The sequence below is a fragment of the Paenibacillus monticola genome, from assembly GCF_009664975.1.
Taxonomy (GTDB): domain Bacteria; phylum Bacillota; class Bacilli; order Paenibacillales; family Paenibacillaceae; genus Paenibacillus_AQ; species Paenibacillus_AQ monticola.
The window spans coordinates 134,197-156,805 of the sequence record NZ_WJXB01000011.1; the positions used below are offsets into that span (position 1 = coordinate 134,197).

The 22,609-nt window shown below is 46.4% G+C and carries 19 protein-coding genes; 3 read left to right on the forward strand and 16 right to left on the reverse strand.

From position 1 onward, the window contains the following. The 3 genes from GJB61_RS23465 to GJB61_RS23475 all read right to left on the reverse strand — a co-directional run bounded on the left by GJB61_RS23465 (position 1) and on the right by GJB61_RS23475 (position 3,478). Complete coding sequence (locus tag GJB61_RS23465) at positions 1 to 882, reverse strand: carbohydrate ABC transporter permease (RefSeq protein ID WP_338116063.1); 882 nt, start codon at positions 880 to 882, stop codon at positions 1 to 3. A 117-nt stretch (positions 883 to 999) separates the two neighbouring features. Then, on the reverse strand, positions 1,000 to 2,364 hold the full coding sequence (locus GJB61_RS23470) for an ABC transporter substrate-binding protein (protein ID WP_154121452.1): 1,365 nt from the start codon (positions 2,362 to 2,364) through the stop codon (positions 1,000 to 1,002). 331 nt (positions 2,365 to 2,695) lie between these two features. Next, positions 2,696 to 3,478 carry a response regulator transcription factor gene (locus tag GJB61_RS23475; RefSeq protein ID WP_154121453.1) on the reverse strand — a complete coding sequence of 261 codons (783 nt, stop codon included), beginning with the start codon at positions 3,476 to 3,478 and terminating at the stop codon, positions 2,696 to 2,698. Between the two features lie 263 nt (positions 3,479 to 3,741). On the opposite strand from GJB61_RS23475, the gene GJB61_RS23480 reads away from it, so the two are divergent. From GJB61_RS23480 to GJB61_RS23490, 3 genes are read left to right on the forward strand one after another with little or no spacing between them, the layout of a single operon-like run. Next, a complete protein-coding gene (locus tag GJB61_RS23480) occupies positions 3,742 to 4,692 on the forward strand; it encodes a glycoside hydrolase family 113 (protein ID WP_154121454.1) in 951 nt (316 codons plus the stop codon). Positions 4,693 to 4,716: 24 nt separating this feature from the next. Then, positions 4,717 to 5,928: an AGE family epimerase/isomerase gene (locus GJB61_RS23485; protein ID WP_154121455.1), complete on the forward strand. Its 1,212-nt coding sequence runs from the start codon at positions 4,717 to 4,719 to the stop codon at positions 5,926 to 5,928. Between the two features lie 2 nt (positions 5,929 to 5,930). Continuing rightward, on the forward strand, positions 5,931 to 7,103 hold the full coding sequence (locus tag GJB61_RS23490; protein ID WP_154121456.1) for a glycoside hydrolase family 130 protein: 1,173 nt from the start codon (positions 5,931 to 5,933) through the stop codon (positions 7,101 to 7,103). Positions 7,104 to 7,253: 150 nt separating this feature from the next. On the opposite strand, the gene GJB61_RS23495 is transcribed toward GJB61_RS23490, so the two are convergent. From GJB61_RS23495 to alaS, 13 genes are all read right to left on the reverse strand, one after another. Next, a complete protein-coding gene (locus GJB61_RS23495) occupies positions 7,254 to 7,613 on the reverse strand; it encodes a nuclear transport factor 2 family protein (protein ID WP_338116065.1) in 360 nt (119 codons plus the stop codon). 53 nt (positions 7,614 to 7,666) lie between these two features. Continuing rightward, complete coding sequence (locus GJB61_RS23500; RefSeq protein WP_154121458.1) at positions 7,667 to 8,731, reverse strand: LacI family DNA-binding transcriptional regulator; 1,065 nt, start codon at positions 8,729 to 8,731, stop codon at positions 7,667 to 7,669. A gap of 53 nt (positions 8,732 to 8,784) precedes the next feature. Further along, positions 8,785 to 10,062 carry an ABC transporter substrate-binding protein gene (locus GJB61_RS23505; RefSeq protein ID WP_229522410.1) on the reverse strand — a complete coding sequence of 426 codons (1,278 nt, stop codon included), beginning with the start codon at positions 10,060 to 10,062 and terminating at the stop codon, positions 8,785 to 8,787. 40 nt (positions 10,063 to 10,102) lie between these two features. Further along, positions 10,103 to 11,977 carry a cache domain-containing sensor histidine kinase gene (locus GJB61_RS23510; RefSeq protein ID WP_154121460.1) on the reverse strand — a complete coding sequence of 625 codons (1,875 nt, stop codon included), beginning with the start codon at positions 11,975 to 11,977 and terminating at the stop codon, positions 10,103 to 10,105. Positions 11,978 to 12,148: 171 nt separating this feature from the next. Beyond that, the gene (locus GJB61_RS23515) at positions 12,149 to 14,425 is read right to left on the reverse strand and encodes a methyl-accepting chemotaxis protein (protein ID WP_154121461.1); all 2,277 of its coding nucleotides are present in this window, start codon (positions 14,423 to 14,425) and stop codon (positions 12,149 to 12,151) included. Positions 14,426 to 14,616: 191 nt separating this feature from the next. Next, positions 14,617 to 15,954, reverse strand: coding sequence for a peptidase U32 family protein (locus GJB61_RS23520; RefSeq protein WP_154121462.1), 1,338 nt, complete (start codon positions 15,952 to 15,954; stop codon positions 14,617 to 14,619). A gap of 19 nt (positions 15,955 to 15,973) precedes the next feature. Continuing rightward, positions 15,974 to 16,906 carry a peptidase U32 family protein gene (locus GJB61_RS23525; RefSeq protein WP_154121463.1) on the reverse strand — a complete coding sequence of 311 codons (933 nt, stop codon included), beginning with the start codon at positions 16,904 to 16,906 and terminating at the stop codon, positions 15,974 to 15,976. A gap of 29 nt (positions 16,907 to 16,935) precedes the next feature. Next, positions 16,936 to 17,985 carry an endolytic transglycosylase MltG gene (gene mltG / locus GJB61_RS23530; protein WP_154121464.1) on the reverse strand — a complete coding sequence of 350 codons (1,050 nt, stop codon included), beginning with the start codon at positions 17,983 to 17,985 and terminating at the stop codon, positions 16,936 to 16,938. Positions 17,986 to 18,162: 177 nt separating this feature from the next. Continuing rightward, positions 18,163 to 18,468, reverse strand: a complete 306-nt coding sequence (locus tag GJB61_RS23535; protein ID WP_154121465.1) for a DUF1292 domain-containing protein — start codon at positions 18,466 to 18,468, stop codon at positions 18,163 to 18,165. Further along, positions 18,461 to 18,769: a DUF1292 domain-containing protein gene (locus GJB61_RS23540; protein ID WP_154121466.1), complete on the reverse strand. Its 309-nt coding sequence runs from the start codon at positions 18,767 to 18,769 to the stop codon at positions 18,461 to 18,463. The genes GJB61_RS23535 and GJB61_RS23540 overlap by 8 nt, the downstream gene beginning before the upstream one ends. 13 nt (positions 18,770 to 18,782) lie before the next feature. Continuing rightward, complete coding sequence (gene ruvX, locus GJB61_RS23545) at positions 18,783 to 19,199, reverse strand: Holliday junction resolvase RuvX (RefSeq protein WP_195724452.1); 417 nt, start codon at positions 19,197 to 19,199, stop codon at positions 18,783 to 18,785. Further along, complete coding sequence (locus GJB61_RS23550; protein ID WP_154121468.1) at positions 19,199 to 19,474, reverse strand: IreB family regulatory phosphoprotein; 276 nt, start codon at positions 19,472 to 19,474, stop codon at positions 19,199 to 19,201. Before GJB61_RS23550 ends, ruvX begins: the two co-directional genes overlap by 1 nt. Positions 19,475 to 19,694: 220 nt before the next feature. Further along, positions 19,695 to 22,328, reverse strand: coding sequence for an alanine--tRNA ligase (gene alaS, locus GJB61_RS23555; protein WP_154121469.1), 2,634 nt, complete (start codon positions 22,326 to 22,328; stop codon positions 19,695 to 19,697). Between the last annotated feature and the right edge of the window lie 281 nt (positions 22,329 to 22,609).

Sequence of the window (22,609 nt, forward strand, 5' to 3'; positions counted from 1 at the left end):
TTATGCCTCCTCCTTAATCAGAACACGCTGCAGAATGGTCACGATAAGAACGATACCCAGCAGAACTACAGCCATTGCCGAAGCAAGGCCAAGCTTACTGTACTTAAAGGCCAAATCTACGGTCTGAATAACAAACGTACCGCTTCCGTTGGAACCACCTGTCATCACATACGGAATTTCAAACACACCAATCGCACCACTAACCGCGAGGATCAGATTAAGCTGCAGAATGCGTCTGATGCTTGGTAGAATAATATGTTTGAACTGATGCCATCTGTTGGCACCGTCGATATCGGAGGCTTCATAAATATCCTTGCCTATGGAAGAGATGGCTCCGAGAAAAATGATGAAATTCATCCCCATGTATCTCCAAAGGGAAGCTCCCGCGAGTGAGATGTTGATTAGCTTGGGGTTCAGCAGCCATTTCTGCTGCAGGCTTTCCAGTCCAATCATCTGCAGGATGGTATCTAATGTTCCATCTGGTTTGAAGAAGAACAGGAAGATAAAGCCAATGGCTACACCATTCAGCAGCGTGGGAAAGAAGAGAATACCTTTGAACAGGTTTTTCATACGAACATTAAAGCTGAGAATCGTGGCAAAATACAAAGCGAGTGCCATTTGGACAAAGGTTGCAAAGAAATAGTACAAGCTGACTTTAAAAACAGCAAAATACTCTGGTTTCGTAAAGATCGTCTTATAGTTATCAAAACCTACGTACTCCATCGTCTTGCTAAGCCCGTTCCAACTCGTAAAGCTGTACTGGAACATCTTGATTACGGGAAGATAAGCAAAGGTGAATAGCAGCACTATTGGCACCAAAGAAAATAACAGTATAATAAGAATCCGTTGATTTTTATAGCTCATATCGGATAATTTGAACACTCTCCAACCTCCTAAGAACGCATACCTATAATTCCATTAACCTCATTGAAAAATGAAGGGGGAAAATGCCATCTGGCATCTTCCCTTTCTTAAACTCAGGTTGTACTCTATTGAATATTATTGAGCTTTAATCTTCACACTTGAGGCCTTCCATTTGTCGTTCAGGTCTTTCATGATATCATCATAGGATTCTTTTCTGTTGCCGATGGCTGCTTCAATAATGACCTTCTTGAAGTCAGGCTGCCATAAGCCAACTTCAGCATCCTTATCAATAGCGTCAACCCAGCCTTCTTCGCCAGCTTTTGCAGGAGCAAGAGTATCGAAAGTTACTTCTGTTCCGTCAAACTGTTTCAGAATTTCTGGAAGCTCAGCACCCTTAACCGGGCTCATACCGCCGCCTTCAGTTGTTGGATATCCGGATTCATTAACGAACCAGTCAACCCATGCTCTTGCCGCTTCTTTATTTTTACTGTGAATACTTACACCCAGGTTATAATCATCGGAAAGAGGCACAAGAACTTTGCTTGCATTGGTTGGGAACGGCATAAATCCAATGTCATCGGGATTCGTTGCAAGCGCTTTGATTTGGCCAATAGCCCAAGATCCGAGCATCATAGTACCAATTTTCCCGTTAGCCAGGTCTGCTTTGGAGGATTCCCAATCTGTTGTTGTAGGATCTTCTTCAATCAGGCCTTTTTGTGCGGCATCGAACAAGACTTTGTAAAGATCATAATGCGGTTGTCCCTTAACAAAGTTATCATCGGAGGCCACTTGACCAATGTTCACATAATCACGGTCGCCAGCTACAGTCGCCAGATCGGCTTCCCACTGAGTCAATGTCCAACCAGCTGCGTAGTTTGTATACAATGGCACGGCTTCAGTCTTATCTTTAATAGATTGCAGTGCAGTCATGTATTGATCAATGGTTCTTGGAACTTCTGTAATACCAGCATCTTTAAATACTTGTTTGTTATAAATAACACCAGAGAAGTTCACTGTGATCGGAATTCCGTAGGAAATACCGTCTACAGTACGTTCTTCAAGACCCGTATATTGCTGCTCTAGATCGGACATTTTGCCCAGGGGCTCAAAAAAGTCTGGCAGGTCTTTAATCGCTACACTTGTAGGCAATAGCAGAACATCGCCATAATCGTTAGTGCTCATCCGGATTTTGATTTGATCTTCGTAGGTGGCAAGTGCTTCAAAGTTCACTTTAACATCCGGGTATTTCTCATTGAACTTCGTGGCATAATCTTTGAATACGGTATCAACAATATCAGTTCTTTGGGTGATGACCGTAATATCTCCTTTAATATCCTTGGCTGCATCAGCTGGAGCGGTAGTTGCCTCCGTTGATGTTCCTGCATTCCCCGTAGTTGCTGCCGGCTCATTGTTTGCATTGTTATTCGAGGAACAACCTGCAAACAGACTAGCCATGAGCGTCAGTGTCATTAATCCCATTGCTGTTTTGCTTTTCTTCATTTCTTGTACGACCCCTCTCATCAGTTCAAATCCTGTTCAGATAATAACAAATATAATAACTGTTATCACCATACTCCAAAAATAAAATAATTCAGCGTTTCTGAAATCGTATAACTATTTTGAAATTGTATGATGATATCGCTTACAAATACATTATAAATCTATTTTAAAGGTAAAACGATGGTTTCAATTGTTTTTTCTGGTCTTCAATTTGTTATTTTTGTTTTGTTATATTTAATACTTGTTATTATATGTATTTGACAGAACAAAAAAAGAGAGCTCTCCGCCCTCCTACTAAAAACTGCTTCCTATTATTAAGCCTTTATTCAAACTATCTATTCATTTCATTTTTGGCTAGTCTGTAACCGCTCTTATAATCTTTGGGAGTCATGCCGCACATTTTCTTGAATAGCTTGTTAAAATAAACGGGATCACTATATCCGACCTTCTCAGCAATTTCATAATTCTTCAAGTCAGGCTGCTCTGTCAGCAGCTCTTTGGCCTTGGCAATACGAATTCCAATCAGATAATCCGTTATCGTCTGGCCGGTTTTGAATTTGAATAGTCGGCTGATGTAGCTCGCGTTCATGCCAACCGTGTCTGCCAAGCGCTCCAGTTCAAAATTCTGCCCGTATTCCTTCTCCAATATAATCTTGGTCTGCTCGACAACATAATGTTCTCCGCCTTCTGCAGCCTGGATCACTATTTGTTCACGCTCTGGCTCCGGTGGCTTCTTCTTCTCCTCGTCTACTCTCTTAAGCAGTTCGTATAATTGAGTCTTATCAATCGGTTTAAGCAGATAATCAAGCACACCATGCCGTATCGCCCGCCGCGCATATTCGAATTCGCTAAAACCGCTAAGTACTGCGATAGAAACATTCTTCATGCTCCCTCTAACTTGCTCAATGAGCTTGAAGCCATCCATTCTGGGCATTTTGATGTCAGTGATCAGCAGATCAATATCTTCTGGACCTAATTTCGCCAGATGCTCCCAAGCCTCTTGACCGTTTCCATACGATCCGATGACTTCAACTTCCAAATCCATTCTGGAAGTAATCTTCGCAAGGCCTCTACGAATGACTTCTTCATCGTCCGCAATCATGACTTTGATCATTAGAGAATCACCCCCAGTTGTAGTATTCCGCCCAATGAATACGCTATTGCCCTAATTATAGGCTTCAAACTTTCATTAGCAAATGTGCTGTATTGCTCTTTTATAGTCTTGTATTTACTTTAAGCATTTCCCCCTTGAAATCATACTCGAAAAAGTATATAACTAAGGTGTATTGTTATTATTAAATAACAAAATTATAATAACAATATAACAAAATATCTTTCATTAGTCTTTTAATAATCTATCAAAAGTGAGGGTTCCCAATGTCATTGCAGAATGAATATATCGGCGGCATAACCTGGGGCTTCATGGGCAGACGTGGAACATGGAGTACTGACGAGGCTGAACGCTCGATGGAGTTAATGTCCTCGGTCACCGGAGCTAACTGGACGGCAATCGCCTTTAGTGCCCTTCAGGCTACTCCGCAAGCTACGGAAATTCCTTATTGGGAAGAACCAACGGTTAGCGATGATGAGGTAAAGTGGGCCATCGGCAAGGCCAAAGCACTTCAGCTTAAGGTATGCCTGAAGCCGATTGTAAATTGTGCAGACGGCACTTGGCGCGCCCATATCAACTTTTTCGATAAGGATGTTCCCTGCGAACCTAAATGGTCCCAGTGGTTCAGCTCTTATACTAATTTTATCTTACACTTTGCTGCTATCGCAGAAGAAACCGGCTGCGAGATGTTCTGCATCGGCTGTGAGCTGGTGCAAGCAGACAGACGGGCAGAGGAATGGCGCACGTTGATCGCCGAAGTCCGCAAAATCTACTCTGGTACAATTACCTACAATTGTGACAAGTATCAAGAGGACAATGTAACATGGTGGGATGCACTCGATGTTATTTCCTCTAGCGGTTATTATCCGGAACAAGACTGGGAAGCCCAGCTTGACCGCATTGAGGCAGTGGTGAAATCACATGATAAACCTTTCTTTTTCATGGAAGCAGGATGTCCGAGCCGCATTGGCAGCGCAGCCATTCCTAATGACTGGGGTTTAAAGGGCGAACCGAGTGAAGAGGAGCAGAATCGTTTCTATGAGGTAATGTTCAGCAGTTGTGAAGCTAGAGAATGGGTTCAGGGCTTTATGCTCTGGGATTGGCCTGCTCGTCTCTATCCCATTGAGGAAGCCACACACAATGACGATTACTGCATGTATGGCAAGCAAGCCGCTACCCTCATTAAAGAATACTTTACCACCAAGACCCATAAGTAAGCTAAAGGAGTGAACTTAACCACAATGACTAATCCCTCTGTACTATGGTTGTCCCAGCTAGAGAAGGAACTGCAGGATAATATTCTTGGCTTCTGGATGAAACATACGATAGATGAAGAACATGGCGGCTTTATCGGTGAGATTGATAACAAGCTGAACATTATTGCCGGAGCCGAGAAAAGCCTCGTCCTTAATGCTCGTATTCTGTGGACATTTGCGAGCGCTTACCGTTTATATCAGCTCCCAGAATATCTAACTATAGCGGAACGCGCCTACGCCTATTTGCTGAAGCATTTCGCGGATAAAGAATACGGCGGGTTGTTCTGGATGGTTGATGCTACAGGTTCACCTTCCCAACCTAAGAAGCAGATCTATGGCCAAGCTTTTGCCGTATATGCACTAGCGGAGTTCTATCATGCAACCGAGCGCCCGGAGGTTCTGGAAGAAGCGATTCAACTGTTCCATATTATTGAGAAATACGGCTATGATCCTATTTATAAAGGTTATATTGAAGCCCTCTCACGGGATTGGCAAATGACGGACGACCTCAGTCTTAGCACCAAGGATATGAATGAGAAGAAGTCGATGAATACACATCTTCATGTGCTAGAGGCCTACACCGGACTCTACCGGGTCTGGAAATCCACAGAATTGCGAGACAAGCTAGGTGAGCTGATTGATACGATGCTTGAGCATATCATCGATGAACGAGGACAACACTTTCATCTATTCCTGGACGAGGAATGGAATATCAAGTCTGACCGCATCTCTTACGGTCATGATATCGAGGGTAGCTGGCTGTTGGTAGAAGCTGCTGAAACGCTTGGAGACAAGGAATTGCTTAAGCGGGTGCGCACAGTGGCGATCTCGATGGCAGAGGCGGTTCTTGCTGACGGCGTAGCTAATGACGGCGGAATATGGAATGAGGCTGATCACAACGGCCTAATCAACAAGGAGAAGGATTGGTGGCCGCAGGCTGAAGCCGTTGTTGGCTTCTATAATGCCTATCAGCTAACAGGTGAAACAAAGTTCGCAGATGCAGCTAAAGCTGCCTGGTCTTTTATTGATACCTATATGGTTGACCACAAGTTAGGTGAATGGAACTGGGGTGTGGACGAGCATCTGCGTCCGATGGCGCACGAGCCCAAAGTAAGCGCTTGGAAATGTCCTTACCATAACAGCCGAGCCTGCTTCGAAATGATTCATCGATTATCATTAATTACAAAGGGGAACTGACAATGACTTCCGTATTTCAAGCGCGCAAACAGCAATTAACCGAAAAGTATGAGGCTTTGATCGAACTTAAAAATGAGAAAGTACCTTACGGCAATGGCACTTATGACCGTTACCAGCATCCACTGCTCACAGCAGAACATGCACCACTGATCTGGCGTTACGACTTCAATCCGGACAGCAATCCGTATTTTGCCGAAAGAATCGGTGTGAACGGCATCTTTAATCCGGGAGCCATCGAGTTAAACGGCAAATTCTATATCGTGGCCCGCGTAGAAGGTAATGACCGTAAATCCTTCTTCGCAGTCGCTGAAAGCGACAGTGGTGTAGACGGCTTCCGTTTCTGGGATCACCCAGTCGTGCTGCCTGAGACTGATGTGCCTGATGTTAACGTCTACGACATGCGGTTGGTCAGCCATGAGGATGGCTGGATCTATGGCTTGTTCTGCACAGAGCGCAAAGATCCGGTAGCGGCGCACGGAGATCTCTCCAGTGCAGTAGCCCAGTGCGGAATTACCCGCACGAAGGACTTGAAGACTTGGGAACGTCTGGCCGACCTGAAGACCGGCTCCGCACAGCAGCGCAATGTTGTACTGCACCCTGAATTTGTTGAAGGGAAATATGCCTTCTACACCCGCCCACAGGACGGTTTTATCGACGCGGGTTCAGGCGGTGGTATCGGCTGGGGACTTTCTGACACCATTGAAGATGCTTTAATTACAAGTGAAAGCATTATGGATGAGCGTCACTACCACACCATCAAAGAAGTGAAGAATGGTCAAGGACCTGCTCCAATCAAAACCGCACAAGGCTGGCTGCACATCGCTCATGGCGTGCGGAATACAGCTGCTGGCTTGCGCTATGTCCTCTATGCCTTCCTCTCTGATCTATTGGAGCCTAACAAGATAACACACTCCCCAGGTGGACATTTCATCGCTCCTGATGGTGAAGAACGTGTCGGCGACGTATCGAACGTTGTATTCTGCAACGGTGTAATTGCCCGTGACAACGGTGATATCTATGTGTACTACGCTTCCTCTGATACCCGTATTCATGTGGCTACTACTACTGTTGACCAAATGCTCGATTATGTGCTGAACACACCTGAAGATCCACTTCGTTCTTATGCTTGTGTGCAGCAGCGGATATCTTTGATTGACCGGAATTTGCAGCTGTAGGCTGAAGTCATTCACTTTAAACTACTTTCAATTTCAAACTTAACCTTCCATTCTGCTTAATAAAAAGGCATTCCTCCAGCTGCGATCTGCTGGAGGAACGCCTTTTTCCTTGTTCTCTCTATCTACCATATTCTTAGCTAGGAAACCACATCAGGCTCGTGTAGGTGTCCCCTGATGGAAGAACATCTGCCAGCCATTCTGACTGTATTTCCATATTGAACTTCGCAAAGTATGCTGCAACGATTTCTCATTGAATATTCGGTAGGTCGTTAATACTGCCTCTTCGGACAACGGATGGATCTCAAAATGGCTTAATGTCATTCTGACCACGCCTATCCCCTCTTCACCAATCCCCTCGCTTTTGTACCATACGTGACCAGAACTTCCATATTCAAAAAAATCGTCTGCCAATAATTTTGAAATTTCTTCTACAGAAGTACGAATTTCTGGCTTCAATAGCCTTTCTTCCAGCTCATGCAAATGTTCTTTTAACGAAAATTCATGCTTCACGTTTATCTCCCACCCAGAAATCAGATTATTAATACGGTACAGCTTTTTCATGATTAGCCCCGCGGCTCAATCACAGATTCACGGTGTACGATATCAGCAGAGATGAGGATCTTTTCCAGAGGTGCAGAGGGATTATGGATTCGGCTTAATAGCTTCTCTACCGCCGCACGGCCCATCGCTTCTTTGGGTACATGAACCGTTGTGAGTGGGGGCACCCCACGTGAGGCATCCTCAATATTATCAAAACCCGTGACAGAAATATCGTCTGGAAGTGTGAATCCATCTTCCTTTAATACCTCGCTAACTGTAAGCGCAATGAAATCATTGGCACAGATTAGAGCTGTCGGCAATGTCTTTGCTTTTTTTCTTTTATTAATCCAATTCCTAAATTCATCACGGAATGATCCGTCGTCCATACCCTCCAGGAACAGCATCTCATCATCTTCCATCGGCAGCCTCATCCCGCTCTCCTCAAGTGCACTGCGGAAGCCGATCCAGCGGTCACGGAAGCTGCGTGAATAGCGGATATTGCCGATAAAATGCAGCAGTGTATGGCCGGTACCCATCAGATGATTGCTGAGTCTGGACATGGAATCCACGTTATTAGCAAATACGGTATCGCTCGGGATTAACGGGTCCTCGTGATCGATCAGTACCATCGGCAGACCGATGCGGTGTACCTCCAGCAGTAAGGAAGTAGAAATTTGACCTACTCCCACCAACCCAAGAATCCCATTTGGATTCAGTATATTCACAAAATTGTCCGCACGGTGCTCTGACACAATAACCATGCCGAGTCCTTCATTATCCAGTGCAAGCGCGATGCCATCCACAATCTTCCCCCAATAGAGAGAATCCTGGGTCTGGGAACGGATATTAGGCATAAGAACAAGTACTGATTGCTTGTTCCGGTCACTGCCAACTCCCTGCGCGGTACGTTTTATACTTTGGACGTACGCGTTCTTTTGCGTGAAATAACCTAGCTGTGAAGCCGCCTGAATAACCCGCTCTCTGGTAGTTTCGTTAACTCCGCCTTTGCCGGACAGCGATTTGGATACAACAAACTTGGATACGCCGAGATGATCGGCTATTTTTTGCATCGTAACCTTTTTAGCCATAGGTAATTACCTCCAATATTCTCTTGAATTGCTATATTTCAGGACATTGATAATTACTGCAGCTCCGCCCGCGCTTCCTTCCATTTTGCGTTCAATTCGTCAAAAGACTTCTGCAAATCCGGTGCGGCAATAAGCTCCTGAATATAGTCTCCGGACCAAAAGGACAGCTTCGCCCGGTTTGCCATTTCGATGAAAGCATCACTCTGCACAGTAGCCTCAACAAGCTTAGGCTTATAGGACATGAACTCACGATATTGCGGCAAAGAAGGCTCTGCTGAACTGTCTGCGGGTAGAAAACCCCAATCTGCTGTATATGAGGTCTCTTTCACAAAAAAATTCAGCCAAGCCATGGAAAGCTCCTTGTTCTTACTGAACTTGCTGACACCGACGAACCAATCCGGATTGAGTGAGACATAATGTGTACTGCTATTATCATAAGGAAAAGGGAAGAATCCAATATCGTCCGGTGAAGCCCCCGCGTCAAACTCCTGGCGGATCGTCCAGTTCCCGAGCAGATACATACCCACCTCGCCCTTGGCCAGCTTGGTCTTGGATATTTCCCAATTGTTCGAGAACAGCTGATCCTCCACATAACCTTTCGCAATCATTGTTCTGGCAATGGACAACGACTTGCCCCATTCATTGTTTAGCTGCCATGGACTATCCTCGCTCACCATATTATTTAGATACTCAGCGTTCCCGGTCATATAGTTGACCAGATTATTGCCCCATTCTCGCAGCGGCCAGACGGCTCCATAATTCATATAAAGCGGCGTTATTCCGGCCTCCTTCAGCTTGGCGCAAGCTGCATAGAATTCATCAAGCGTTCTAGGGATTTCGAGAATACCCGCTTGTTCAAACGCCCGTTTGTTGTAGACAATGCCACTAGTAGTGGTTCCTGTCGATAGTCCGTATCTTTTACCGCCGTATGTAGCAAATGTAGTGAAACGTTCATGTGCAGATGTAGCTTCATCCAACGGCTCGAAGAAATAATCCAATTCCTTTGCTGGCAGATTAACGGGAAGCAACAGTACATCACCAGCATCCCTTGTAGACAGGCGCACCAGAATATCCGTTGCGTAATTGGAGAGGCCTTCAAATTCCACGTTGGCTTGCGGATATTTTTGTTTGAACTGGTCCACATAGCCTTGAAAAGCTCCATTCTCAATCAGATCGATCCGGTTCGTCAGCATGACTATATTGCCTGACAGTCTGGATATTCCCTGGTCTCCGGTTGGAGACGGTGTAGATGCTATCTGTTTGTTGTTCTGGCTCTCACAACCTGTCGCCAGCAGAAAGAGCAGCAGCACTGTAGTCCAACGTATTCTCATCCCCTTCAAGCGGACAATCTCCTCTCATTCACTGACTCTTTCATCCCAACATAGGTTCTGCTTCCAACAGTGGTAGAGATAGGATAACATCGGTACCGTTTCCAGGCTCACTGTATACCTTAATGCCGTATGCTGCTCCATAATGAAGCCGTACACGCTGATGCACATTTTTCATACCGATACCCCCGATGATACTTTTCTTCGGTGGGCTTTCCTTCTCCATAGCGGTATTAAGCTTGTCCAAGGTAGCCTCATCCATACCGCAGCCATCGTCTCGGATATGAAAAAGCAACATGTTCTCCGTATACTCACATTTGATGCTTAGATGCATCTGCGACTTGCTATCATCCAGACCATGGTATGCGGCATTCTCAATAATGGGTTGAAAGACTAGCTTAATAATAGAGTAATTGTCGAGCTCCGGCGGAACATCGATCTGCAGCAGGAACCGGTTAGGGTAACGGCAGTTAAGCAGTTCCACATAATTGCGTACATAGCCAAGCTCCTGCTTCATCGTTGTTCTGCTAGTCACATCGCTTGTACTATATCGGAGCAGCTTGCCTAGGATGGAGATCATATCAGCGGCTTCGATATCATCATTAAGTTCAGCAGTCATCCGGATCGATTCAAGCGTGTTATAGATAAAATGTGGATTGATCTGACTCTGCAGCGCCTGCAGCTCCGCTTCCTTCTTCTGCTCTTCAATCTGGTAAATATCCTGAATCAGCTGCCTGATGCGGGCCAGCATTCGATTGAACTGATGCCCTAGCAGGCCGATTTCGTCCCGCCGTTGCACTCTAAACGTCACATCGAGGTCGCCACCCTGCACTTTTTTCATCAGCTGAATCATTTGCGTGAGCGGTTTGGTCAAGGCAAAGGATAGAATAATCGAGATCATAAGGGCCAATACAATAATACTTAACGTAGCAGCAAGCGTTACATTGCGGGTTACCTTCACATCTCGGGTCAGTTCATCAACCGGAATGGAGATGATCACCTTCCAGTTGGTTTTGGTCGAACTAGAATATATATTTAGCCGTTCTTCGTTGTCTACAGTATCGTAGAAGCTTCCGGCAATGCCTGCGGCCTTCTGAAATAGCTCAGAATGAGAAATATCGGTAGTGAGCAGCGATTTATCACTGTCATAGACCACTGTACCTTTCTCATCAACAATCAGCGACTTGCCGTGGGTTACATTATCCAGCTCAGTAACCTGGTTCTCCATGTTGCTAATGTTGGCTTCCACTGCGATCAGCCCAATTGGATTCCACAGTCCATCAACAATTTTACGAACTACGGTAAATGCATAACGTGTACTCTGTAGATTACTCGTATACGCCTGAGTACCGAACAACAATGCTTCTCCATTGGAATCTTTGGTTTGCTCGCTCCAAAACTTATAGCTCTCTTTCAGATCAAGGCGTACACCCCCATCCTTGGCCGAATAATATCCATTGCCATACCCATCAAAAATGTAAACCGAGTTCGCACCACTCTTGATATTGTTAATAAAGGAGATATTCCCTTCGATCCCTCGCTGGATGGACAGCAGTAAATCGAAATCACCAGGAGACAACGAGGCGCTGCCGCTACTACCACCCATTATATTTTTTTGTTCATAATAGCGGTTCGAACGGATCAGATTCTGCTTAATATCATTTACATAGGCTGGCATTGATGAAATACGCTTCATATCCTCAATATAATCATCTATTCCATCCATCATTTGATCGATTAATTTCTCCGAATAAGCAATGGTGTTTCCTTGGATGGACCCCGAATAACTCTTGTAGGTGATTACACTGATGAAGGAGAGCGGGAGTGTAATAATAATTAAAAACACGAGGAGTAGCTTGCGTTCCATGCTCATGTCCGCAATAATGGACCACCAGCTGAAATTACGTTTAACTTTCATTGGGTCTTTCTCCTCAAGGCAATTTACCTAACTTTTTATCAAATCATAACAAATACCTAACAAAATTATTATACGGGGAAGTGCTTCATTACACAACAATAAACCGCTTCTTCACGAGGAAGAAGCGGTTTATTGGGAACAACTAGCTAACAGTAATTCCTGTTAGCTTTATTAAATGGTGAACAGTGACAGCTTGTCCTTCAATTGGCCAGAAGCACTCTCCAGCTTGCCGGACAATGATACAAGATGATCACTCACACTTTGTTGCTCGTTGCTGAGTGAGGCCACTTCTTCCGATGTCGCCGATGATTGCTGCGCTACCGCACTGACATTGCCCATTGCTTCAGATAATACACCCTGCGAATGATTCAGACTGCTAATCGCTGTTGTCACTGACTCCAGACTCGTAATGAAGTCATTCATCTGCCCTTTGACGGATATAAAGATATCACTCGTACTCTTCACAGAGCTCATCTGCTGTTTAAAGAGCGGCGCAACCTCTGACAACGCTGCTACGGTAAGATTCATTTCTTCCATTATCTTATCTGTAATACCAGCAACAAGCGCAATAGATTGCTTGGACTGATCAGCCAGCTGCCGGACTTCGCCTGCAACAACCATAAAGCCCCGTCCTGCTTCGCCTGCTCGTGCAGCTTCTATCGTCGCATTCAGAGATAAAATATTGGTCTGCTGCGTGATGTTCTTCATAACATCCAGCACCTTGATTACTGAGAAGACCGTTTCTTTCAGATTGTTAACCCGCTCTACAAGAGCACCAGTCATTTCTCCGGTACGGCCTGTCTGATCCAGCAGCACTTCCAGCTGAGATGCTCCCTGTCCACTGGCTTCTCCAACACTGCGTGCCGCTTCGTCCATCTCTGCGTTAGCAGAAATCACAGTTTGCATTTGCGTTCCGATCAGATCTGTCAGATCGCTGCCACGTTCGGCCTCAAGTGCCAAACTGCCTGCTCCATTGGCAATCTCTTCTGTTGCTGAAGCAATTTCCCGCGCAGATATCGCTGTTTTGCGTGAAGCATCGCCAAGTTCGCCTGCGGTTTCAAGCACATCGCGGGCCGTTTCTGTCGTCTGCGATACAAGCTCTGTAATACGTCCCATCATAATGTTAAATGAAGTGGATAGTTGGCCTATTTCATCAGATGATGTATATTCCGTACGTACGCTTAGATCACCCTTTGCACCCTGAACCATCAGATCCTTAAGATGGGCCAATGGGCGAGCAATCATGCGAACCATCCAAAATCCGATCAGAACAGCCAACAGCGCCGCTGCACCAGCGGCAATAAAGGTGGTCATCAGAATCGGACGGGCTTCCTTCACAAGTTCACCCGTTGGAACTACACCTGCCAGCTTCCAATCGGCTTTCTGCATCGGATTAAACACGGCCAGTAGATCTTCCCCATCTGCATCCGTTGTTTCCTGGCTGTTGCTGTTGGTCTTGCTATCCTTAATAAAACCATATACCGATGGTTTTCCATCTGCTTCTGGAGAATTAGAGGCTACTACAGTTCCCTCTGCTGTGACAAGTTGAATATGGGATCCATCTCCCAGTTTGACGCTTGTGAAGGCGTCTTCCAGTACTTTATTCTTCATCTCAAGCAGTACTACATAACCTGTGTTTTCGCCAAGATTCTTGAGCGAGCGTGCCATAGCAACGTTTTTCTCGCCATTGCCTTGGACGGATGTCGAGAACCAGTAGTTCAGGGCACTTTTCGATTCCGTTGAATAATAAGGTTGATAATCTTTCGTATTGGCCACTGCCTGTTTAAACCAGGCCTGCTCTCTTATGCCATCTAGTTTAAGGCCTGAGCTGCCACTTGTAATAATATCCATGTCAGCGTTGTCGGGTACTAATGTAATGCTAACTATATTAGTGTCCGCTGTTGTCTGGCTGGTAAGCTTCTTGCTGATTGCGTCCGTAGCTACAAATTTATCGTAATTGCTTGCTGCAGCCTTCAACTCAGACAGTTGAGTCTGAGTCTGTGGATCGAAAAACATCTGAAGCGCTAGATTCTCATACTGCTTAAGCATAATGTCCAGCTTCTCTGAGGTCTGAATAATGGTCTGGCGGTTAGCCTCTGATACATTATTCTTGATCGTATTCTTTGCTTTGGTATAGGACAAGATGCCAAGCGCCAGCACTACAATAACGATTGAGCATAAAAAGATCAAAAAGAGCTTCACTCCAACCGACTTCACTGGATTGACTTTCTTCATCTGCCCTACCGAGCCCCGTAGTGTACTCTTATAGTCTAGCTGTGATATCTTTCGAAACCCCTTTTTCAACTTACCACTGTTTGTTGTAGGCGCTTCGCCCATAGAGTTAGTCTCTGCTTCCTGTACTATCGCCGACTTCTCATTTTTCTTAACCACTCTAATCCTTCTTTCTTTCTTATCTTCCTTCTTACTCTCCTGTCTAGGAGTCGCCATTAAGATCACCTGCCAGTTAGTTTTGAGGATGTATGTAAGCGTTAACTAGAATATATATCGGCTTCTCAGCTCTTATATCTTAGATTTTCGAAGAATTTTATGTGATTTTTTATATCTTTTAGCTTTTTTTTAATAATTCCCCAAGAAAATAGAGAGGTTCTCTTAATAATAGGGAACCTCTCTGAAGATAATCAGGAAGACTTTCTCTTCCGCATCATATCAAAATAGGCTACTGGCTGATCCACTTTCAGTCGTACACGCTGCAACGGATGGCGGGCAGCATCGAGCACATTGCCTTCCTCATCCCACAGTTCTCCCACAGTCTGTTTGAACAGTGTATTATTCGGACCAAAGAACTCCACCTGCTGTCCAGGCTTGAAATTATTGCGCTGCTGAATCAGTGCTGTACCGTTGTCTGCATCATACTCCAAGACCAATCCTGCAAAATCAAAAGGAGTCGCCTTTTCCTCAGGCTCATAAATATGATCCTCATGATCCGGTGTATCATAGAAAAATCCTGTATTCAGCGGACGGTTCGCCGCCTTGTTCAGCTCATCCAGCCATTCCTGCTTCAGTTCATAGCCCTCAGGGTCTGCCATGTAGGCATCAATAGCCTTACGATAGGCATTGACGACCGTAGCCACATAGTGGATGGACTTCATTCTGCCCTCAATCTTAAAGCTGTCAATACCTGCTTCAATCAGCTCAGGGATGCTTTCGAGCATACACAGATCCTTAGATCCCATCGAAAAAGGATTATCCTCCGGTTGATGCAGTGGGAGCTGAGTCACACCCGGCAGCAAAGGCTCTGGAGATTCTTGCGCCTCGGCCTGCTCTTCCTCTGACACCCAAGGACCTTCAGGACGCGCATCCTCGAACAGGTCATATTTCCAGCGGCAGGATTGACAGCAGCCACCGCGATTGGAATCGCGGTCTGTGAAGTGATTGGACAGCGTGCAGCGTCCAGAATAAGAGGAACACATCGCGCCATGAATAAAGCTTTCGATTTCGATATCGACATGCTTTTTAATCTCGGCGATTTCTTCCAGGCTGGTCTCCCGACCCAATACAACACGTGGCAGACCTTCTTCCTTCCAGAAGGCCACAGCCTGCCAGTTCAAAGTGGACTGTTGGGTGCTGAGATGCACCTCTAAGCCCGGTACCAAGCGACGCGCTGTATCCACAATAACAGGGTCTGCAACAATAATAGCAGCGATGCCGACTTCATATAAGTTACGCAGGTATTCTTCAATTCCGGCGATATCTTCATTGTGAGCATAAATATTCGTTGCGACAAATACCTTAGCACCATATTTCTTGGCAAATTCCACACCTTCACGCATTTCCTCGAAGCTGAAATTATCTGCTCCTGAACGCAGGCCGTATTTCTGCCCCCCGATATAAACTGCATCCGCGCCATAATGCACGGCGAATTTCAACTTCTCCAAATTACCTGCCGGAGCGAGGAGCTCCGGTTTGTCCAGACGGTAACGTTTGCCCTTATGCTGCGGCTTTGTCATGGTTCCCATTCCTGTTCTCCCCTTCCAATTAAAATACTTGTTCTTTATAAAAGAATCCGAACGAAAGCTCCCGCTCCGGGTCCTGCAGACCTTTGATTCCGTCAAGCCACTCCTCCTGGAAAGCATACCCTTCCGGATCAGCAGCATAAAGGTCAATAGCCTTGCGGTACGCCTTTACAACCGCCGCATTATAGGCAATCGGCTTCAATAGACCTTCTATTTTGAGACTCTGTACACCAGCCTCCATCAGAATATGAAGATCCTCCAAGATACAAATATCGTCTGAGCTCATAATATGTGTACCATTCTCATCCTCATAGATCGGGAATTTCTCATCCTGGCGTTCCGCCTCAATCAGAAAGAGACCACGTTCCTTGCCAAGGCTCCCCCCATCACTAGGGCGACCTTGATGAGACATATAGCTCTGTACAAGCTTGCGCTTGGAATGATAAATATTCGTCATGCCGTGGACCTGAACCTGTGCCTCCACTTCCAGCAATGGCACCATTTCCGTCATTTCCTCCATGTTCAGCTCACGGGCCAGTACGACCCGCGAAGCTCCCTTACGGCCCCAATAATTCGCCGTGGCATAATTAGTGGAGGTCATTTCAGCATTCCAATGCAGCTTCAGGCTTGGTGCTTCCTGCTTCACGGCTGCCAGCACGGCGGGATCACCGAATTCAGCACCATCGATCCCAAGAGCTCCAATTGCCAATACATAGATAGGAAGCTCGTCCAGCAGACGATTAGGCATCAGTCCTCCCAGACTGGAGTATACTTTGCAGCCTCGTGCATGTGCCATGTCTATCACTGCTGCTGTATCGTCCAGCGAGAAATGTCCAGCTAATCTCATCCCGAAACGGTCATCCCCGATCAGCAGCGCATCCGCTCCAGCATTCAGCAATATAGCCGCTTCTTCCAAGGAAGCTGCCGTTGCCAACAGCTCCGGTTTCTTAATCATTTGTAAGCACCACTCTTTATTTTAATAGTTTATTGCGCGGATTGTTTGCTTTTTTCAATATTGGCTAAATGTTCCTTGTAAGTCTTGGCGAACAAATGGCCCTGAGTGCCGTCCTTTTTAGTAACATAGTAGAAATAGTCAGAAGCTTTAGGCTCCAACGCCGCCTGTATAGACGCTAACCCTGGATTGCTGATAGGTCCCGGAGGAAGACCAGCATACTTATACGTATTATAAGGGCTGTCGACTTTCAAATCCTTGTTGTACAATCTCGCTTTCTGCTTCTCCAACAAATACTGTACGGTCGCATCAATCTCCAGCTTCTGCCCCTCATCCAGCCTGTTATAGATAATACCTGCTACAAGCGGGCGCTCCGAGTCCACAACTACCTCCCGCTCCACAAGCGAAGCCACTGTCAAAAGCTTATGCAGAGATATTCCCCGCTCCTTCAGCTTCTGGCGCCAGTCTGGAATCGTATCCAGCTTCTTCGTTAGCTGCTCAAGCATAGCCTCCACAATCTCCTGCGGAGTACTGTCCTTAGCCAATTCATAGGTTTCCGGGAACAAGTATCCTTCAAGGCGGTGCCGAAGCTTCTGATCCTGCGGTATACCCAGAACATCAGCTTCTGTTAATCCCGCACCTGAATTGAGGAGTCCCAGAAAAACAGTAGCATCCTGATTCCAGGCAGTAGCAAGCTTGGCTGCAACCTGATCAGCCGTAAATCCTTCAGGAATCGTGAAGTTGACCATTTCCGTCTTCACTACATCGCCCTGATTCAGCCTGGTAATGAGATCGTCATAGGTGTCACCTGGACTGGCCGTATAAGTACCTGCCTTGAACAACGAACCTTCCTTACTCCATTTTAAATAACCTTTAAAAAAAAGACTCTTACGAATGATGCCATTATGCTCAAGCAGGTCCGCAATTTCCGCGCTTCCCATGCCCTTTTCTATCGTAAATGTAACGGCTGGCCCTGCAGGCTCGACCGGCTGCATTCCATTCCAAATGTACCATGCCCCACCCCCTCCTGCTGCTACCAGCAAAAGAATAAGAATTAGCACAGTGCGAATAACGGATTTCAAGTGTGTCTCCTCACTTTCCGAAACTAAAGTATAAAATTGAATTGTCTTAAATTCAACATATATTTCATGGGAAGGCTCTAATGAAGCCAATAAGCTCTTATATTCCCAGCAAAAAGAGAGCGGAAATCTCCGCTCTCTTCCGCGTTACCCCTAAATGTAAGATACATGTGGTCTTATTTACGCATCATCGCCGGGAAAAGTCAGCTCATCGTACAGCTCCGAGATGTCTTCCCACTCTTCATCGTCCTCGATACTTTCGAGCTCCGGCAAACCATCAGGAGAGAACACAATATGCATGATCTCATCTTCTATATCTTTTCCGGGGCTTCCCAGTACCGCATAACCACGATCACCTATCTCAAATTCTGCGATAATATTGTAAACGGAAGACTCGCCCTGCTCATCTTCCAGTTCTACTGTTTCTCCATAAGTTTCTTTGAGCTTGGACGACCATACCACTTGATCAGCAGAAAAATCAGTCATTATCCTCTTCTCCATCCAGCTCGTCTACCAGTGTATTGAACGTCTCTTCGACGATCGCCCACTCCTCGTCGTTATCGATCATAAACAGCTGCAGATCGTCGCCTTCTTCCTCATAACGGAACGCGTAAACCTCGTCCGTTTCCTCGTCCTCGGAATCCAGCGGAACCACCATCATATATTTGGCATCCGAACCATCAACCTCAAATTTCATGATGACTTCGAATTCCTCTTCATTACCTTCCTCATCAGGAATATAGATGATCTCTGGTTCTTCCTCTTGGCCAATCTGCTCGTTTGTCATATCCGCGCACCCCTCACCTTTTACTATTAGCATCCAAAAAATTTTGCAAAATCAGGGCTGCAGCCATTTTATCTACAAGCCCTTTGCGTTTCTTCCGGCTGACGTCCCCTTCAATCAGTACCCGTTGTGCGGATACCGTCGTCAGACGCTCATCCCAAAGGTGTACGGGCAATTGTAATTCCTCCCGCAGCTTGTCAGCAAACTCTATGCAGATCTCACCACGGAAGCCTATAGAACCGTTCATATTCTTCGGCAGACCCACTACAATCTCTCCGATTTCGTGCTCCTTGACGAGTTCACGGATACGTACAAATTCATTGCCGTTACCACGCCGCTCAATAACTTCAAGCGATTGCGCAGTCCAACCGAAAATATCGCTTGTGGCGACTCCGATTCTACGGTCGCCGTAATCCAAACCTAACTTCTTCATCATTTGGTGTTATCCACCCGATGATTGGCAAGATAGAAACGGACCAATTCTTCAATCAGCTCATCACGTTCTTTTCTCCGGACCAAACTTCTCGCATTGTTGTGGCGCGGAATGTAAGCCGGATCTCCGGAAAGAAGATACCCCACGATCTGATTGATCGGATGGTACTCTTTCTCCACCAGTGCATCGTATACGGCGAGCAGTATTTCCTGGGGAGAAGCTTCCTTTTCATCGCCCTTCACATTGAATTTGACTGTTTTGTCCATGGAGTCCATTTGTGACACCTTCCTTCTGCAAAATCACCCTTATAGGCGCCTTCGCAAAGTTGCTGCTGTACAGCTTACTTGCTGCCTTCATCATAACATATTCAGGGTCCAACGAGGAAATCCTGCCCGAAAATAACGCTTTTTTTGGCATTTTGTCCACAAAAATAATGATTTTTTTGGTTTTCAAGCTATTGTCAACCGCGTATTTCCGTGAAAATACGACAAGCTGCTACGCCAGCGCGGCCACAAGTTCTTCAGCTTTAGTCAGTGCCTCAGCCAGCTTGGAAGCATCCTTGCCACCAGCCTGTGCCATATCCGGGCGTCCACCGCCACCGCCACCACAGACTGCAGCAATTTCCTTCACCAGTTTGCCAGCATGGAAGCCTTTTTTCACCAGCTCTTGCGGTACAACTACGACAAAATTCACTTTATCGTCCATAGCTGCGCCTATCACCAGCACGGCATCAGGCAACTTGGATTTCAGTTCATCCACGGTAGTCCGCAGCGCGTCCATATTTCCAGCTTGAACGGAAACAGCTAGTAGTTGTGTCCCCTCGCCTACAGTCTTCACGCTTCCTGTCAGTTCAGCTGCAAAGGTAACACTCAGCTTGGCCTGCAGCGATTCATTCTCACGCGAAAGCTCACGAACTTGAGCGTGCAAAGCTTCAATCCGTTTCGGAACATCATTCAGCGACGATTTCAATAGTCCTGCCGACTGCTTGAGCAGATCAAGCTGGCTTTCTGTAAACTGATAAGCGTAACGTCCGGTTACTGCCTCGATCCGGCGCACACCGGAGCCGATCCCGCTCTCGCTAAGCAGCTTGAAGATGCCAATCTGTGCAGTATTTGCGACATGGCAGCCACCGCATAATTCCAAGCTGTAATCGCCAACCTGAACGACACGGACGATGTTGCCATATTTTTCGCCGAAGAGCGCCATTGCACCCATTTCCTTGGCTTCATCAATCGGTTTGCTCTCAATAACTACATCTAAACCGCGCCAGATCTGCGCATTCACACGCTGCTCAATGTCGCTCAATTCTTCTGGGGTAATGGCCCCGAAATGCGAGAAGTCGAAGCGCAAACGTGCGCCTTCTACTAAAGAACCGGCCTGATTCACATGACCGCCAAGTACTTCCTTCAAAGCTTTGTGTAGCAGATGAGTCGCGGTATGATTCTTCACGATATCCTCACGCTGTGCACGATTTACCTCAGCGCGGACAGTATCACCCACTCTTAACTCTCCAGCTTCCACGGTTACTAGGTGAACATGCTGTCCGTGTGGAGCTTTGAACAGCCCTTTCACCTTAGCGGTCACAGAACCGCCAGTCAGCACGCCGGTATCGCTCACTTGTCCGCCGCTTTCCGCGTAGAATGGTGTTGTGCCCAATATAACTTGGCACTCTGCACCTTCGCCAGCCACATCCACCAATACACCATCAAGCACGATTGCCATAATTTCCGACTCTGTTACCGAGTCATTATAACCAACAAATTCGCTTTTAACCGTCAATTCACCCAGAACTCCGCCCTGTATCTTCATGCTTCCGCCATCATGGCGTGCGGCTCTCGCACGTTCGCGTTGCTCCTGCATGGCTGAATCAAAACCTTCGCGGTCTACCGTAAGGCCTTGCTCAGCCGCAAAGTCTTCCGTCAGATCGAACGGGAAGCCATACGTATCATACAGCTTGAACGCATCGGCACCCGCGATTGTGGGAAGTCCATCCGCTTTGGCTTTGGCACTAATCTCGCCCAGAATAGCCAGTCCGTCAGACAAGGTCTCATGGAAACGTTCCTCTTCCGTACGGATAATCTTCGCGATATATTCACGGTTCTCCACTACAGATGGATAGTAAACGCCCATAACTTCACCAACAGTTTCAGTAAGCACATGCAGGAAAGGACGATCGAGTCCCAACGTCTTGCCGTAACGGACAGCACGGCGCAGCAAACGGCGGATGATATAACCGCGTCCTTCATTAGAAGGAAGTACACCATCACCGACAGCAAAAGTAACCGTACGCACATGGTCAGCGATGACTTTAAGCGCGATATCCTGTTCCAGATTGTCTTTATAGGTTATGCCAGCGAGCTGAGCGGTTTTTTGAATAATAGGTTGGAACAGATCCGTGTCGAAGTTGGAATCCACATCCTGCAAAATGGAAGCAAAGCGTTCCAGACCAGCACCCGTATCAATATTCTTATTAGGAAGCGGTGTATAGCTGCCGTCCTTGTTATGGTTAAACTGTGAAAATACTAGGTTCCAAACTTCGAGCCAACGTTCATTTTCTCCACCAGGGTACATTTCCGGGTCCGACATGTCGCTGCCGTAGGCAACGCCACGGTCATAGAAGATTTCCGAGCAGGGCCCGCAAGGGCCTTCACCGATATCCCAGAAATTATCATCTGTCAGTTTTATGATACGTTCAGCAGGCAGTCCCACTTTTTCGTTCCACAGCTTAAAGGCTTCTTCATCCTCATGAAACACGGTCACAGAAATGCGCTCCGGATCGAAGCCAATCCACTCTTTGCCCGTCAGGAATTCCCAAGCCCAGGTAATCGCTTCTTCCTTGAAGTAATCGCCGATGGAGAAGTTGCCCAACATTTCAAAAAAAGTATGGTGGCGGCGCGTCTTGCCGACGTTCTCGATATCATTGGTACGAATACATTTCTGCGAGTTGGCCAGCCGCGGATTCTCTGGAACCTCCCGGCCATCAAAGTAGGCCTTCAGCGGTGCCATACCTGCGTTAATCCAGAGCAGCGAAGGATCGTTATGGGGAACGAGCGACGCGCTGGGTTCAATCTTGTGACCTTTACTTTCAAAAAATTGCAGCCATTTAGAACGGATTTCACTTGCTTTCATAATGTACAGCCCCCGTCTACATATTTAATGCGGCACATACGCCGAAAAACAAAAAAAACGCCCCTGAGAATTCAGGGACGATTAATATCGCGGTACCACCCTGGTTATCGCCTTGACCCGTATATTATTACGAGACAATTGCAGACGATCGCCTTGTCGCGGCTGTTAACGGGAACCCCCGGTGAGCTTGTCCTCACACTCCGAAATCAGCTTTCCGCCAGCCAGTCTTCAAGGTTCTCGCAGCCATTACGAACTCTTTCGTAAAGGAACCTGTTCTCTGA